Annotated in this window: 18 protein-coding genes and 1 riboswitch; of the genes, 2 read left to right on the top strand and 16 right to left on the bottom strand. The window is 45.5% G+C overall.

The window, feature by feature from the left end:
- Positions 1-20 precede the first annotated feature (20 nt).
- The 11 genes from D0C16_RS04555 to D0C16_RS04505 all read right to left on the bottom strand — a co-directional run bounded on the left by D0C16_RS04555 (position 21) and on the right by D0C16_RS04505 (position 9,160).
- Positions 21-1,526, bottom strand: coding sequence for a VCBS repeat-containing protein (locus tag D0C16_RS04555; RefSeq protein ID WP_151031212.1), 1,506 nt, complete (start codon positions 1,524-1,526; stop codon positions 21-23).
- Between the two features lie 78 nt (positions 1,527-1,604).
- Positions 1,605-2,075, bottom strand: a complete 471-nt coding sequence (locus D0C16_RS04550) for a molybdenum cofactor biosynthesis protein MoaE (protein ID WP_151031211.1) — start codon at positions 2,073-2,075, stop codon at positions 1,605-1,607.
- An 11-nt stretch (positions 2,076-2,086) separates the two neighbouring features.
- Positions 2,087-2,335 (bottom strand): MoaD/ThiS family protein, encoded by a 249-nt coding sequence (locus tag D0C16_RS04545; RefSeq protein ID WP_151031210.1) that lies wholly within the window; start codon positions 2,333-2,335, stop codon positions 2,087-2,089.
- Entirely contained in the window at positions 2,328-2,849 is a 522-nt protein-coding gene (gene moaC, locus D0C16_RS04540) for a cyclic pyranopterin monophosphate synthase MoaC (protein ID WP_370458204.1), read from the bottom strand. Before moaC ends, D0C16_RS04545 begins: the two co-directional genes overlap by 8 nt.
- 11 nt (positions 2,850-2,860) lie before the next feature.
- Positions 2,861-3,406: a molybdenum cofactor biosynthesis protein B gene (gene moaB / locus D0C16_RS04535; protein ID WP_151031208.1), complete on the bottom strand. Its 546-nt coding sequence runs from the start codon at positions 3,404-3,406 to the stop codon at positions 2,861-2,863.
- Between the two features lie 29 nt (positions 3,407-3,435).
- The gene (gene moaA / locus D0C16_RS04530; RefSeq protein WP_151031207.1) at positions 3,436-4,422 is read right to left on the bottom strand and encodes a GTP 3',8-cyclase MoaA; all 987 of its coding nucleotides are present in this window, start codon (positions 4,420-4,422) and stop codon (positions 3,436-3,438) included.
- Positions 4,411-4,530, bottom strand: a riboswitch (molybdenum cofactor riboswitch). (Overlaps the previous gene by 12 nt.)
- 173 nt (positions 4,531-4,703) lie before the next feature.
- Positions 4,704-5,081 (bottom strand): putative zinc-binding protein, encoded by a 378-nt coding sequence (locus D0C16_RS04525; RefSeq protein WP_151031206.1) that lies wholly within the window; start codon positions 5,079-5,081, stop codon positions 4,704-4,706.
- A gap of 104 nt (positions 5,082-5,185) precedes the next feature.
- The gene (locus D0C16_RS04520) at positions 5,186-6,448 is read right to left on the bottom strand and encodes a nitrate/nitrite transporter (RefSeq protein ID WP_151031205.1); all 1,263 of its coding nucleotides are present in this window, start codon (positions 6,446-6,448) and stop codon (positions 5,186-5,188) included.
- A 157-nt stretch (positions 6,449-6,605) separates the two neighbouring features.
- The gene (gene mobA / locus D0C16_RS04515) at positions 6,606-7,241 is read right to left on the bottom strand and encodes a molybdenum cofactor guanylyltransferase MobA (protein WP_151031204.1); all 636 of its coding nucleotides are present in this window, start codon (positions 7,239-7,241) and stop codon (positions 6,606-6,608) included.
- Positions 7,242-8,135 carry a U32 family peptidase gene (locus D0C16_RS04510; protein WP_151031203.1) on the bottom strand — a complete coding sequence of 298 codons (894 nt, stop codon included), beginning with the start codon at positions 8,133-8,135 and terminating at the stop codon, positions 7,242-7,244.
- Between the two features lie 17 nt (positions 8,136-8,152).
- A complete protein-coding gene (locus D0C16_RS04505; protein WP_151031202.1) occupies positions 8,153-9,160 on the bottom strand; it encodes a peptidase U32 family protein in 1,008 nt (335 codons plus the stop codon).
- Between the two features lie 84 nt (positions 9,161-9,244).
- On the opposite strand from D0C16_RS04505, the gene D0C16_RS04500 reads away from it, so the two are divergent.
- Positions 9,245-9,757 carry an SCP2 domain-containing protein gene (locus D0C16_RS04500; RefSeq protein ID WP_151031201.1) on the top strand — a complete coding sequence of 171 codons (513 nt, stop codon included), beginning with the start codon at positions 9,245-9,247 and terminating at the stop codon, positions 9,755-9,757.
- A gap of 139 nt (positions 9,758-9,896) precedes the next feature.
- On the opposite strand, the gene nrdD is transcribed toward D0C16_RS04500, so the two are convergent.
- Positions 9,897-11,741: an anaerobic ribonucleoside-triphosphate reductase gene (nrdD, locus tag D0C16_RS04495; RefSeq protein WP_151031200.1), complete on the bottom strand. Its 1,845-nt coding sequence runs from the start codon at positions 11,739-11,741 to the stop codon at positions 9,897-9,899.
- Between the two features lie 36 nt (positions 11,742-11,777).
- Positions 11,778-12,245, bottom strand: coding sequence for an anaerobic ribonucleoside-triphosphate reductase activating protein (nrdG, locus tag D0C16_RS04490; protein ID WP_151031199.1), 468 nt, complete (start codon positions 12,243-12,245; stop codon positions 11,778-11,780).
- Between the two features lie 235 nt (positions 12,246-12,480).
- Here nrdG and D0C16_RS04485 point away from each other — a divergent pair, with 235 nt between their 5' ends.
- Positions 12,481-12,870: a ribonucleotide reductase subunit alpha gene (locus D0C16_RS04485; protein WP_151031198.1), complete on the top strand. Its 390-nt coding sequence runs from the start codon at positions 12,481-12,483 to the stop codon at positions 12,868-12,870.
- Positions 12,871-12,892: 22 nt separating this feature from the next.
- Here D0C16_RS04485 and D0C16_RS04480 read toward each other — a convergent pair whose 3' ends face one another.
- The 3 genes from D0C16_RS04480 to D0C16_RS04470 are packed head-to-tail and all read right to left on the bottom strand — an operon-like array spanning position 12,893 to position 14,681.
- Positions 12,893-13,162 (bottom strand): hypothetical protein, encoded by a 270-nt coding sequence (locus tag D0C16_RS04480; protein WP_151031197.1) that lies wholly within the window; start codon positions 13,160-13,162, stop codon positions 12,893-12,895.
- Between the two features lies 1 nt (position 13,163).
- Positions 13,164-13,886 (bottom strand): iron-sulfur cluster repair protein YtfE, encoded by a 723-nt coding sequence (gene ytfE, locus D0C16_RS04475; RefSeq protein ID WP_151031196.1) that lies wholly within the window; start codon positions 13,884-13,886, stop codon positions 13,164-13,166.
- A gap of 27 nt (positions 13,887-13,913) precedes the next feature.
- Positions 13,914-14,681, bottom strand: coding sequence for a peptidylprolyl isomerase (locus D0C16_RS04470; RefSeq protein ID WP_151031195.1), 768 nt, complete (start codon positions 14,679-14,681; stop codon positions 13,914-13,916).
- Positions 14,682-14,702: the final 21 nt, after the last annotated feature.

Below are 14,702 nucleotides of genomic sequence, written 5' to 3'. Positions count from 1 at the left end.
GATTTTTTGCAGCTAATTTTTTATTTTCTCCCCATATTTTCAAGAATCACAATTCTTGGTGTAGGACTTGGCTTTGCGCCTTTACTTTTATCACTTGAGTTATTCATTTTAAATAAAAGATCCAACCTAAGGCTACCGGCAATAATATCCAAATATCCGTCTCCGGTGACATCGGCTAATTCAAATGATGCAATGCTCGCTGGTTTAGCGATAAGGTCGTGTTGAATAAAGTTCTGCTTGCCGTCATTTTCAAACCAAACCATGCTTTGTCGTTTTGGATCATTCCAATCATTCATAAAGCTGCTCGCCACTACATCCAAATCGCCGTCATTATCCATATCGCCGGCTAGTGCCAAGGCTGCTCCATAAAACCTGCCTATATCGCGGTATTTAAATGTTTTACCATGAAGGTTTTCTAACCACTGAACGCCATGATAAGGTTTTAAATCATTTTGAGTGTCGTAAGCATCGCCATTGGTAAACAAAATATCCATGTCGCCATCTAAATCCAAATCAACCAAACGCATACCGGTGGAACCAAACATGGGGTGTGGGCCGCGTGCGAGTACACTTTGAGTAAATTGTTTGTTGCCTTGATTAATAAAAGCCATAAATAATTCATGCTCTTGAGATATGAGGCTAATGAAGTCCATGTGCCCATCGTTGTTTATATCCCAAGGAATTATGTTGAGTGCACCGGTCACGTTTAATAGGCTTCGTTTTGCATGCTTGTTGTTACCCTGATTTTCTAACCAGAAAATTTCACCGCTATCACCTCCTCCAAAGGCTGCAACTATTATGTCAAGATCGCCATCCTTATCTACGTCGATGGCTCTGACTTCTGCAATGCGGCCTATGCCATCCATAAGAATTTCTTTGGAAAATGTTCCGCCTTTTTGTTTTCTAAGTAGAAAAACTTTCCCTACCTGTTTATCGGTATACGGAAGAACGCCAATATCTCCAATAAGCATATCTTTATCAAGATCACCATCATAATCAATAATATCGGCGTAAACCGATGTGCTGATGTCTGCAATTTTTTTCTCGTTCCATTTTCCATTCTCTTTTGATAGTAAAAATACCGCATTATTGCTCATATCACTTACTATAAACTCGGTACTTTTATCGCCATTAATCGCTGCAAATTTTATATTGGTGATCAGGGGCATAGTTTGAGTTGCGCCAACTACATGCTGTTTGAATGCCAATCTGTCTGACGGTTTGTTGTAAGGCAGGACGGGCAAATTTTCAGGTGCAGTGCCATAGTAGAATGCCGTAATATCCCGCGTTTGATTAGCGTCTATGATTGCCTTCCCATATTTCTTTAAGGCAATTTCATTCATGGTTTCTATTATTCGTGGCCAACTTTTTTTGGGGGCCACATTAGGGTTTGGCATTGAATGGCATGAGCCGCAGTAATCCCTTGCCATACTGACAATTTGTTGAACTTTATCGTCAGATAGTGTGCCGTTGCTAGTTAACAACATCAGCGCCGAAAATAGATAACAAATGTGTTTTATATTCATAGTTAAAAGCAACGTTCGAAACCCGTCCAGCGATTGAATGTCGGTTAGGGTGGGTGGGTAATCTAGGGGATAATACGTTTACCAGCGCAGGGCGAGTTGCTCGTCACTGTCTTTGGCTGAAACCCAATAGGATTCCGGTTTGCTATCCGGATTAGGCATCAAGGTTTCTTTTTTCCAAAAAGGGGCACTGGTTTTGAGTTTATCCATGATGAATTGAGCAGCTTCAAAGGCATCGGTACGATGTGCGCTGGATACACCTACCAACACAATTTGATCACCCGGTAATAGCTTCCCGGTGCGATGTATTATTGTTGTGCGCTGCAACGCCCAGCGTGCGTTTGCCTGCATACTGAGCTTGCCCAGCATGGTTTCTGTCATGAGTGGGTAATGTTCCAATTCAAGACTAACCAGCTGTTGTGGAGGAATAAAATCGCGCACCAGCCCGCTAAATAATACGACTGCACCGCAAGTAGAATTTGTAGTAATTAACCGGTTGTATTCCATATTTAAATCAAAATCATCCGTTTGTACACGCACTAGATTACGCATCTAAACCCATCCTAACCACCTGTCACGGGTGGAAAAAAAGCGACCTCATCACCCGCTGCGATGGCGGTGTCATTACTAGCCATGGCATGATTAACGGCTATTAGTAACTTTTTTTCTAAAAATATTTTCTCCCAGTGCGGATGTTGTTTGACAATAAACGTTTTAAGCTGATTAATGTTTTCGCCTGAAAAATCCTGGACAAACAGTTCAGCACAACCTAAGCGCTCGCGTAAGTCAGCGAAAAAACACACTTTAATCATGCGTGTGCTCCTGTTGCCAGTCACCGCTTTTTCCGCCGGATTTTTGTTCCAGATAAAGACTGCTTATCTCCATGTTTTTATCTACCGCTTTGCACATGTCATAAATAGTCAGTGCTGCAACACTTGCAGCAGTAAGCGCCTCCATTTCTACTCCCGTTTGGCCAGTGGTTACGCAGCGGCTGCGAATAAAAATGGCGCCAACAGAGACATCACACACAAAGTCTATGCTAACTTTTGATAGTGCCACCGGATGGCAGAGTGGGATTAAATCTGCAGTTTTTTTCGCGGCCATAATTCCCGCAATACGAGCTACCGCTAACACGTCGCCTTTTTTTAGGCTGGCATTTTGGATCAGGCCAATAACATCGGAGCGGGTAATTACCATCGCACTGGCTACTGCGATGCGTTTGGTGATGGTTTTATCGCTAATATCCACCATGCAGGCAGCGCCGGTTTGATCGAGGTGCGTCAACGCTGGTAGGGTGTGATGCGTGTGTTGCTGGTTCATCGTCATATTCGTTCCGTTTATCCGCGTGTTCCGCAAGGTAGACGATCAGTCTTTTTTAAATGCGGTACAAAGTTGCATGGGCCCTGTGTGGAATCCAATTGGTATTTAATGATCTCATCCCACGCTGTTTTGCAGGCGTTAGTGGAGCCAGGTAAACAAAAAATCAGCGTGTTATTGGCAAGCCCGGCAACCGCACGGGATTGAATAGTGGAAGTACCAATATGGCGATAAGATATCTGGCGAAATAATTCGCCAAAGCCTTCTACGGTTTTATCAAATAAGGGGGTCATGGCCTCAGGGGTTGAATCGCGCCCGGTAAAACCTGTCCCTCCGGTGATTAAAATCACCTGAATTTTTTCGTCGGCAATCCACTGCGAACACTGGGCTCGGATTTGATAAATATCGTCAATGACCAGAGCGCGTGTGGCGAGTTGGTGTTGTGCATCTTGTAGTCGCTCAATTAAAGCCGCGCCGGAAGTGTCATTGGCAATGCTGCGGGTGTCGGATACGGTCAGTACCGCAATCGCTAGCGGTAAAATATTTTCTGTGGTGTGGTGGCCCATAAATAATACACTCGCTATCTATAGAAAAATTAACCGCCAATCATGGCTAAGTGACGGGTTGAACCGGTGATCTGGTTCTGTAAATCGTGACTGGCAGTTTTATGTTGTAGTGCGGCGCGCAAAAAATTCATCAGCGGTTGCGGGTCATCGCGTTGTAATAATGCGCGCATGGATTGATGTTGCTCGGCAAATAAACATAAATACAATTCCGCTTTGCTGGAAACCCGCAGGCGATTGCAATCAGCACAAAAGTTTTTGCTGTAGGGCATTATCAGGCCTATAGAGCCGAGGTAATCCGGGTGGATAAATTCTTTGGCGGGTCCAGCATTAGCGCTGCGAATTTTTTGCGTCCATCCCTCACTTAGCAAACGCTGTTGAATACTCTCACCACTTAAATGTTGGCGGGCAAAAAAATCCGCGTTGTCACCGGTGCGCATTAACTCAATAAAACGAAGGGTAATTCTGCGGGTTTTAATAAATGCAAGAAAATCGTCCAGCTCACGGGCATTCTGTTCGCGCAGCAACACGGTGTTAATTTTGAGTTGTTTAAAGCCCAGTGCTTGAGCCTCATCAAGGCCCGTTAAAATGCTGCGCAACTTTCCACTGCCAGTGATTAGTTGAAACATCTCCGGGCGCAAGCTATCAATGCTGACATTAAGCGCATCCAAACCCGCAGCACGCCAGCTGGCTACGTCTTTTTCCAGGCGAAAGCCGTTAGTGGTAAGTGCTACTGAGTTAATTCCTGCAACATTTTTACAGGTTTTTATGATGTCACATAAATCGCGGCGCAAGCTCGGTTCACCGCCGGTTAGGCGAATTTTTTGAGTGCCTAATAATGCAAAAGCGGTGACTAAACGACGAATTTCAATCAGACTTAAATCACCCTCCATAGAATGGCATTCGCTGCCATCGGGTAAACAATAGCTGCAACTGAAATTACATTTTTCCGTGAGTGACAGGCGCAAATAACCAAACGTGCGCGCAAACCTATCTGTTAGTGGCGATTCAACCAGCATAAAACACCTTTCCAATCCGGGAGGCCTGTTCATTTCCAAACAGACCCATTGGCTTAATGCCATAGTCGGGATGACCTTAGGTCATTAAGCTCGGCGTTGTTTCTATAGTGGTTTCATACTAGCGGCTTTGGTTGGGTGATGTTATTGCCGTGAATGGGTGCACGATTACCACTTTGGGGGTAGTTGTGAATCCAGCGGTATGTACCTGGTTGTTAATTTTCAGTGAGTTTGTGTTAAATCAAATAGTCTGCTGATGTGATCTGTTGCAAAAAATTAATAAACTAATCCATTTTTTTTATGGATAGTAATTGATGTGCAGCACTCAATGCCTTATGCATATCGCCAATAGAGCAACCCTGATGCTCTATTTTTTTTAACCCCAAACCACTCAATTCAAAATGCCAGCTGGGTTTAATCTGATGCTGCTCCAATACTTTTTTTACGCAGGCAATTTTACAACCATCAATAGCGAGAATAGGGCGACCCGATTTTGCAAGTTTGACTAACCCTTTCACATTGCCCCCCACACCAGCGATGCATGACATTTGCGCATGTCCTTCCCGGTCTAGTACGACGGCAATATCATTCGCGAGCTGCGCTACATTGGAGCAGCCTGAGCATGAATAGACTAATGGTAAGTCACTTTCTTTGTTGGTCATGGTAATGTCCTGATACATTTATGTAATCGAAAAAATAAATTGTAATCAGTATAAAAATGCTGGGCTTTTTGCGGTTGATCTGCATCAAGCCCTATAGAATAGAATTAATGTTCCTGAGGGGGTGTGTTGCGGTGCAACTCTTTTTCGGCGTGTACAGGTCGAACCTCGGAGAAGTACATCCACATGAGTGATGTCCAAATAATGCCGAACATAAACATAAATGCAGAAGAGCGGACGCCCGTTAAGTCAACCAATGCGCCAAATAAAATAGGTAAAATAAATCCACCTAATCCGCCGGCCAAACCTACCACTCCAGAAACAACGCCAATATTTTTGGGGTAATCATCAGAAATATATTTAAAAACCGATGCTTTACCTACTGCGAAAGCAATGCCCATGGTAAACATAATAATGGTGAAACTGGTTGCACCCAAGCCGAAGTGAAAGCTCTTGGTGCCATCAATGGTGGTAATTACAACTTCCGTGGGCGGGTAGGAGAGAAAAAACAAACACACGAGTGATACCCAAAGTACCCACCAGGTTACTGTGTGAGCGCCAAATTTGTCAGAGAAGTATCCACCCAATGCACGCAACATGCCGCCGGGCAAACTAAATGCAACCGCCAAAAGTGCCGCTGTTTTTAAATCAAAACCGTATTCGGTAATGTAGTATTTTGTCATCCATAGCGAGAGCGCCACATAACCGCCGAATACAATGGAATAATACTGGCTGTAGCGCCATACCCGGGGATCTTTTAATACCGCTAGTTGTTGTTTAATCGTGATGCCGCTGGCCGCGCTGTGGGATTTATCGGTAAAACTAAAAAACCAAAACAGTAGTGCGGTAATCAGCATAAGCACGGCATAAACTTTGGGAACCATTGTCCAGCCGTATGCCACTACAATAATGGGGGCAACGAGTTTGGTAACAGCCGCGCCGGTATTGCCTGCACCGAATATTCCCATTGCCAAGCCTTGGCGCTCTTTTTTAAACCAGCGAGCGCAATAAGCTATACCAACGGTAAATGAGCCGCCTGCAACCCCTACAAATAAACTCAGCACTAAAAATTGCCAATAGGCTGTTGCATATGAAATTAGCCAAATGGGAATTACCGTTGAAAGCATCAATATAAAAAATACGATTCTGCCACCAAAGCGGTCGGTCCACATACCCATGGGTAAGCGGATTAAAGATCCAGTCAGCACCGGCATCGCAATCAATAAACCAAATTCAGTTTCATTGAGTGCCAATGCTTCTTTGATAGGGATTCCGATAACCGCAAACATCATCCAAATCATAAAACAAATGGTAAATGAAAACGTACTGGCGATAACAACGGACCAGGCTTTGTATTCACTTTTTTCCATAATTCTCTCCTAGTGATACCAATAATTCACAATGCGAGCATTAATAACTGCATGTTATTCAATAGGAGTTTACTGTGCGCGTCTTAAGCTTGCTATCGGCGCGGGGCGGTTTGAGTGGGTAGCCGCTACCTACAACGAGGTAGGTAGCGGCAATTGGTTATTGCACTAGCAATGAATGCGCTGCAATTAAATCCTGAGGGGTGTTTACATTAAAAAATGCGTTTTCATCGCCGTTAGAAAAATCAATGGTAATTGCTTGTAGTGAGTGCAGTATGTCTTGCATTCGATATTTTTCGCCTGCGCGCAAAATTGTGTCTAGCTGTGGGAAAAGTGCGATATTCCAGAGTGCGAAAACATACTGCTGTTGATGATTATGTTGCGCAACGTAAACGTGATTATTGTGCAGCTTTGTTGCTTGCAAGAATCGGCTATACAAATCAGTGGGTATAAATGGCGTGTCGGAAGCGACACTGAGTAACCATTTTGCCGATGAATTGCGCGCGCGCAGGTGTTGCATGCTGCTAGCGATGCCTGCAAGCGGGCCTGAGAATGAGGAATATAGGTCTTCAACCACACTGATATGTGCCGGTCTATGTGTGGGGTGTCTAAAGATCTCCTCTATCAGGGACGAGCCGGGCGCGATATTCAAAAGAATTTCATCAACTTGTGGGGTAAGTCGTGCTAGTAAGGAGTCGATGATGCGCTCCTCGCCCAATGCGCACAGGCATTTGGGTTGTCCGCCCATTCGGCTTGAGCGACCACCGGCCAATACTACGGCGATTGTCTTTTCCATTTAGTGGCTTCCGGTACTGGCGATGATTAATTCCTTGCCCGCTTGATCATGCCAAAAGCCATTGCAGTCAGGCTTTTGTAAAGGAAATGTTGTTGGATTGTGTAATTGCTGTTGAAAGCGTTCCAGCCACAAAAATGTATCATTTTCTTGCGGACTTAAACGAATAATATCAATAGTATGCTGTAGCCCTTGTAAATCGTTAATGAGGTTGTGTCGATAACCGGATTGGGTTTGAATACCATTTAATGTAAATAATGTCTCGCCTTCCTGACTGGTTACTGCTCGGCCTGCTGGATATTTTTTGCAGCACAAATCGCATTGGTCTTTGGATTTACCCTCGGCACGTGCGCTAAAACAGCGCGCCGACCAAGCCAGTGGTAAGTGCCCAAAGGCAAACAGTTCGGAAGTAAAGCATTCGCGTACATCGTTTATTTCACTGCTCTCTAACATACTGTTTATCCAGCGCAGGGGTAATTCAACGGGAACTACCCAGCGTTGCATACCCATTTTCATTAAATAGCGCAAACTGTGTTGGTTATAACAATTGAGTGTATTGCCTGCCACAAAAGGCAGCCCGCGCTCGTTCAGTAAACCCACGGCGCCTATGTCATTTGCTTCAATTAAAAATTCACCGTTGTCGCAGTAGCGATTTAACTCGCGTAAATCTGCTGGGGATTCCAACAATGTCATGCTGGAGAGCACCACTTCTTTGCCCGCTTCACGCAATTGGTGTGCAAGGTCGATGTAATCTTCCAGGCGCAATTCGCGACGCTTGGGGCATACGGTTTCACCCAAATAAATAATATCTACACAGGATTCGGCGGCAGTGCGGTAAAAATCCAGCACGCTGTTTTTATCCCAAAAATATAAAATCGGTCCGAGTGAAAATTTCATAATAAAACCTTTTGTTTTTATCGCCACTGACGTTCGTAAGCACCCAGTGTGGTTTGGCTGCCTTCAGCCAGTTGCGTGAGTGCAGCTTGCCATTCATTTTTAACTAAAAATTTTTCAGGGTCGGCGCGGCAGCAATCAATGGCTTGGCGCCACGCGCGTGTAACTTGCGCGACGTAAGCCGCGCTGCGTTGACGCCCTTCAATTTTTAATGAGCGAATACCCAGTGCGAGAAGTTCCGGCAATAATTCCATCGTATTTAAACTGGTGGGCTCTTCCAATGCATGATAAGGCGTTGAGCCGGGTTCATCGGCGAGTGTAAAGCGGCCTTTGCACAGTGTTGGGTAGCCCGCTGTTTCATTAGTGCCAAAGCGATCAATTAATACATTATTTAAACGGGATTCCAACACGCCATTGCGGTCTTCCCAGCGCACAAATTCGGCAGGTGAGCAGGCACCAAATGTATTGGGTGATTGCCCGGTTAAATAAGAACTTAAATAGCAACGCCCCTCCGCCATAATGCACAGGCTGCCAAAGGCGAATACTTCCAAAGGTGTAGTGCAGGAGCGCGCCAGATTTTTTACTTGAGCGATAGACAGTACCCGAGGCAATACCACGCGCTGCACATTAAATTGCTGTGCATAAAAATCGATTGCGGCCGCGTTAGTTGCCGATGCCTGTACCGACAAATGCAGCTCTGCGTGTGGGTAGCGCTCGGAGGCATATTGCAGAATGCTCAGGTCAGCAATAATTAATGCATCTACTCCACAAGCAATCGCCTCATCTACTGCGCTGGTCCAATGCTGCCAGGTATCAGGGTGTGCAAAGGTATTAATCGCCAGATGCACCTTGCACCGGTGTTGATGCGCATAATGTGCGGCTTCTTTCAGTTTTAACGCGTCCAGATTCAAACCGGCAAAATGGCGCGCGTTAGTTTCGTTGCGCAACCCCAAGTACACTGCATCGGCACCATTTTCAATGGCCGCTTTAAGTGCAGGAATATTGCCTGCGGGGCATAACAATTCCATCGCCTACCTCCAATGGTTTATAGCCAGCTTGGTGTTAGCTTGTCATGATTGGGAATGCTCTATTGTCGATCATGAGGTGCAAAAATGTTATACCAACAAAGGGTAAGCAAAGGGGTAGATGCTCTCGCGCAAAAAGTAATTCCACATCTGCCTGGCGCAATGGGTTGGGCTGCGCGAGTGGTGCCTGACAGACTGCAGCAATTGACACTGGCGTGCAGCCTTAACTATGCCTTGCGCGAGGCAATTGCTGCAGGCGAATTGGATTTTTTTTGCGATAAATTGCTGAATATTTGTGTTAAGGATATAGGTGTTCAATTTAGCGTTCGCTACTGCAAACATAAGCTGGTTGTGGCGGAAGCACAAGCCGAACCCGATCTGCGTTTTAGTGCAAGCAGTTACGATCTGCTACTGATTGCAACCCAGAAGCTCGACCCTGACATGCTATTTTTTCAGCGACGGTTGGAAATGAATGGTGATACCGAATTGGGCTTGGGCATTAAAAATTTATTGGCCAGTATTGAGCTAAATACCCAATTACCCCCACGTATCGCTGCGGCTGTACAACAAATTGCGGGATATGTTGCGCGTTATCGCTAAATGATTCATGCAAAAAAACTGCACACCGGCTAAGGGGGCCGGGTGCAGAAAGGGCTGAGGAGGTTTCAGCATTCATTAGTTTTGAATCAGTCGTCGGTTTTTGAAACGGTATCGATTTGTAAATGGTTAATTATGTATCTCAGGCAGCAGCTGTTGAATCATGTCGCTCAGCCTGGTGTTGCGTGCTATTAATCGAGGTGGTGCGTGCTTTTTTTACGTGGTAGTGACGTAACTTGTGCTCTTTGCGACGCCCGGCACTGAAGGACGAAATGCGTTTTAAATACCCAATTACGCGAGTACCATAATCCACATCATCTGAGCCGCACGCAGAGCATTTATGCAGCGTGCGTTTGTCGATCTGTTGGCATTGATTACAGATGGTAATTTTTACGTTGATGCAAAAATAGTTACAGCCAGTTTTAGCAGCAATGTTGATAAGATTTATGTAGGCATCTGCACTTAATGCTTCATCCAGATTTAAATGGAGTGCGGAACCACCGTCGAGATAATCAATCAATTCGCGGCCATGCATAATAAATTTATCGAGTGGGTTGGTGTGGTCATCCTCCACCACATAAAAATACGAGTTATAACATTCACGTTCCACTTTATAGCCATCGGCTTTATCCCATTTGGCATTTTTAACTCCCAAGTTTTCAGCCGGAACAAATTCAGTATTGAACAAGTAGCCAAATTCTTCTTTGGCGGCGCGGTTAGCGTTGTAAATGACTTTTAATTGATTTTGTACAAATGCGATGTATTCCGGGTTGTTGCTGGCACGAATACCTTGCGACTCGGCGGCCTCTACCATGCCGTTAATGCCGATGGTGAGAAATTGTTTATCGAGGCTGATAAAGCCGGCGGAATACACATTGAGCATGCCAGCGGCTAAATAGCCTTCCATTAATTGGCGATAGGCGACTTGGTAGCAGTGAATTTTTTTCACCTCAGTGAGTAAATCACGCTTATCCTGGACCAGTCGATTCATATTGATCGTGATCACATTGATCGAACCAGTGGCAACTCCGCCAGCCCCCAGTGTGTAAGAAAATGTGTGGTCGCTAATTTCGTTGCGCAGACGACAGCAGGAGGCGAGCGAATCGGCATTGTCGGAAAGATACATAAAAAACGCGCTACCTTGGGCCAGATGTGAGCCAATAGACGCGGCAAAGGAGAGATCTTTACATTGACCATTTTCGGTGAGCATCGCCACTGTCACTACCGGGAAGGTCAACAAGGTTTTGCTGCGTTCAGCATTAAACCAATGCAGGAAAAAATCTTGCAGTTGTGCAACGCTAGTCCATTCCGGCTTGGTGAAATCCGGAAATACAAATTCACCGAACATCGAATCAAAATAATGTTGGTCGTAAATGGAAATATTCCAGAACACGCTTTGATAGCCGCGCGCTGCTGCTGGTTGATTAAGCGCGTAAACCACATGTTGTAAATGGTTGGCGATTTGTTTGGTGTGGGTATTCAGGTAGTTATCACCGTAGTCCCTGCGTGCGAAATAATCAAAATAGGTAAGAAATTCGACGGTGGCTATAGCACCGGCAAATTGTGAACTCACAGCAAAGACAAAATTCACAAAGGTGCCGCAAAAGGATTCTAGATGTTGTGGTGCGCGCGATTCGCCGCCCAGCTTGGTTAATCCATCCAGCAAAAATGGATACATGGTGAGCGAGGCACAGTAGGGCTTCAGGCTGGTTTCATCGTGAACATAAATTTCATGCTGTTCAATCTGGCGAATATATTCCGTCGCCATACTCTCACCAAATAACTCCGCAATCTTTCGGCGCACTTGTTCGCGGTTAACTTGTACAAAAAAATCCTTCATTAACTCCGCCTCCAATGTCGCAATATTTTTTTGCGTCACATTGGCATTGGCGTCCATGGTGGAACCGTCGGCTGCATTCTCTGCAGCAAGATAGTGTTGAATAAATTCTAATTTTTCATCGAGTTGAGCAGGGTTCAGGCGCAGCATAAAAACTCCTCGTTAAAGATAATGGTTAGTGCGTAATTAACAATGGACGGTAGTGTGGAACTTGTAATTCAGTAATTCGTTGGTGCGCAAATCGATAAAGCGCTGATTGGTATTGGGATTGTCTAAACCGCCGCGCGCTGCAACCCAAGCCCCGGTTTTCACGTAGGTCAAATGCGGCAACAAGCAGTCGGGTATCAGATCAAAACCGCTGTATAGACAGGTGTTTAAGTTGGCGCGCCGCGCTTGTTCAAGCAGAGGCTGCAATAAAGCCGGTAGCCATTCGCCACCAAAAAAGACAACACAGCTAATCAGTCCGCGATAGGCGTCCAAACGGCTCTGGAAATAATCACTATAGAGCGGCTCACCCAGTTTGGGGTTGCGATACTCGCTGCTATGGCAGCCTTTGCAGCGCAGCGGGCAGCCAGTAATGGTGTAGGCGAGTGAGGTTTCACCAGGGACTTCCTGCCATACAACTTGTTCATTCACAAAGCGCATAAATTTCATAAAACACCATATCTAGTATTTATCTTTTCTTTTGTATCTATATGTGGTGTAAGGCTAGTGTGCGAACGGGCTTCAATATTTGATCTATATCAAACTTTTCGCAGAGCTACCTACAAGGGGTAGGAGAGGTGGCAAGAGGGTGGCTAAGCCTTAGTGGGTATTTCATCGCGTTTGTGTAGTGAGTAAATTGGGCTATTCAGTAATAAGATGAAGCGCAACAAAATGAGGTTACGCAATGGAACACTTTGATGATTTTTTAACAGCAGCGCGCGCGCAAGCCGATGCGCAACGTTTATTGCTGGTGTTTGTGGATATTGATGAGGTGGCCGGTGGCGATACCAACGAGGGCGGTTTTCTTACGCCGAAAATGTGTGTAGATAAAACACCGGATGAAATTACAAGCTTCGCTGATCTGATCGCTGAAGCGGCGAACACTGGTCAAGCCTGGTCGCTAATTTTTGCCGCCAGCCTCGCGGGTAAGGGCGAGCAGGCGCCGAGTAGTACTGATGCCAATAAACCGCTCGATGCCATGATTGCAGGCATCAACACCGGTATGATTCAGCAGTATTTAGTATTTGATAAACAAGGTGGAATTTTATCGCTCACGGCGAATGACGAAGGTTGAATTAGTAGCTACACGAAAATCATTACACCAGATTATTTAACTGCAACACTTTGTATATTTTTTTAGCACTGCGCGCCAGTTTATTGATATCGCCCAAGCTGGTTATTTCACCGCGCGTAAGGCTGGATTCCCAATAAATAATTTCCTGCTCTAAATATTCCAGCAAATTTTTTGCACAGCCAATACAGGCACCGGAGCAGACACGTGCATCATCCAGTTCATCAAAGGGGATATGTGCACGAATCTGCTGCACCAAGTCGAGCATTGCGCTGGTGGTGTCCGGTTTTTTCATATCAACTACAGCTGCCGCAGCAAGTTGAATTGTGCTGCGACTTACTAAATTGCTCCTCCTGTTTAACAAACAGCAAATTGTTTTCCAAATGGATGTGTTCCATTAAATCATTGTGCAATTTCTGCAAACCTAAATAGAGTGCGCGCCAGGTATTGCAGGCCCCTATGGGGGGGTGCATATTATTGGTGAGCCGCTCCAATTCGCGCAGCGCCGCGCCGTGGTCGTCGTGTTCGTGGCGCATCACACTAATAGGGCCAAGCACCATTGAGCCGGTGCCGCGTTTGATCATGGGAAAAAGAATATTTTCTTCCTTTTGCATGTGCTGCTCTAATTCTTGTGCCATCAGTAGCAAATGCTCACTCAAGCCATGGGGGCAGTCGGGTTTGTCGGCATGTACACGTTCCACTTTATTGGCCAAGCGCAACAGTTCAGGCAATTCAGTGCGGTGTACTTGATGAAAATTTTCCAGAATGTAATCAATTAACTCGGCCAAGGGCATTGTTTCTGTTGCAGGTGTTTCGCCTTTATTGGCAATTGCTAATAGCGCATTTGCAATAGTTTCACTGTCCAGATTTTTCTCTTCCGCTGCACGAAGCAGGCTTTTATTGCCACCACAGCAAAAATCTAATCCATGGTGATGAAAAATAGCGGTAGCGCCGGGAATTTTTCGTGCTACTTGCCCCAGACTTCTGTTGAGCAAGTCGTGTGCTGTTTCTAAACTCATGGTGTAACCCTCGCAAGCTAAAACGGTTTATTGCATTAGCGTTGATGTTGGTACCGAAAAATCATAACCTTCAATTTTGGCGTCGTTAATTAATTGCTGAATGTATTGTGCTATGGCTTTGTGGCGAACTCGCTCCTGTAAAAATTGCGCGATCTTGGTTTTTACATCATCGAATTTCAGTGCTTGCCCTGGTGTTATGCGATTGACTTTCACAATATGAAACCCATAGCGGCTTTCCAGGGGTTGGTGATGTAAGCCGACTGGCAGGAGCAATAATTGCCGTTCAAACTCAGGCACGGTTTGGCCGCGGCTGATAACCCCCAAGTCACCGCCTTCTTGTTTAGACGGGCAGGCGGAGTTGGTTTGTGCAAGTTGAGCAAAATCCTGCCCCAGTTGCAATTTTATCAACAGGGCTTCAGCGTCTTGTTTTGCGGTAATGCGCGAAGCTTCATCGTCCGGTGCCGCAGCGATTAAAATATGCTGCAATTCAAGCAGTGGTGAACTCATAAAACGTTGAGCATTGGCGCGGAAGTATTGTTGGCATGCCTGCTCGTCTGCAGTAGGTAATTGCACTTCTTGGGCAAGTAAGGCCTCAATAAAATCTTCATCGGAAGCCTCGGCGTTGTTGTCGCCTACTTGTAACTCCAGCTGTGCCGCACGTTGGCGTAACAACTCACTAATAATTAGCGCCTCGGCGGCTTTAATCATCGCTTCACGCTGTGAATCCGCTGGGTGGTATTGCATTTCAGCCAAAATATGTTGTTCACTGATGGTGGCTTGATTGACTTGAATCATCGATTTCTCTCCGGTGCGTTA

The sequence above is a fragment of the Cellvibrio sp. KY-GH-1 genome (assembly GCF_008806975.1).
In the GTDB taxonomy this organism is placed as follows: domain Bacteria; phylum Pseudomonadota; class Gammaproteobacteria; order Pseudomonadales; family Cellvibrionaceae; genus Cellvibrio.
Note: the sequence above shows the minus strand (reverse complement) of the source record. Positions and strands in the feature narration are given on the sequence as shown.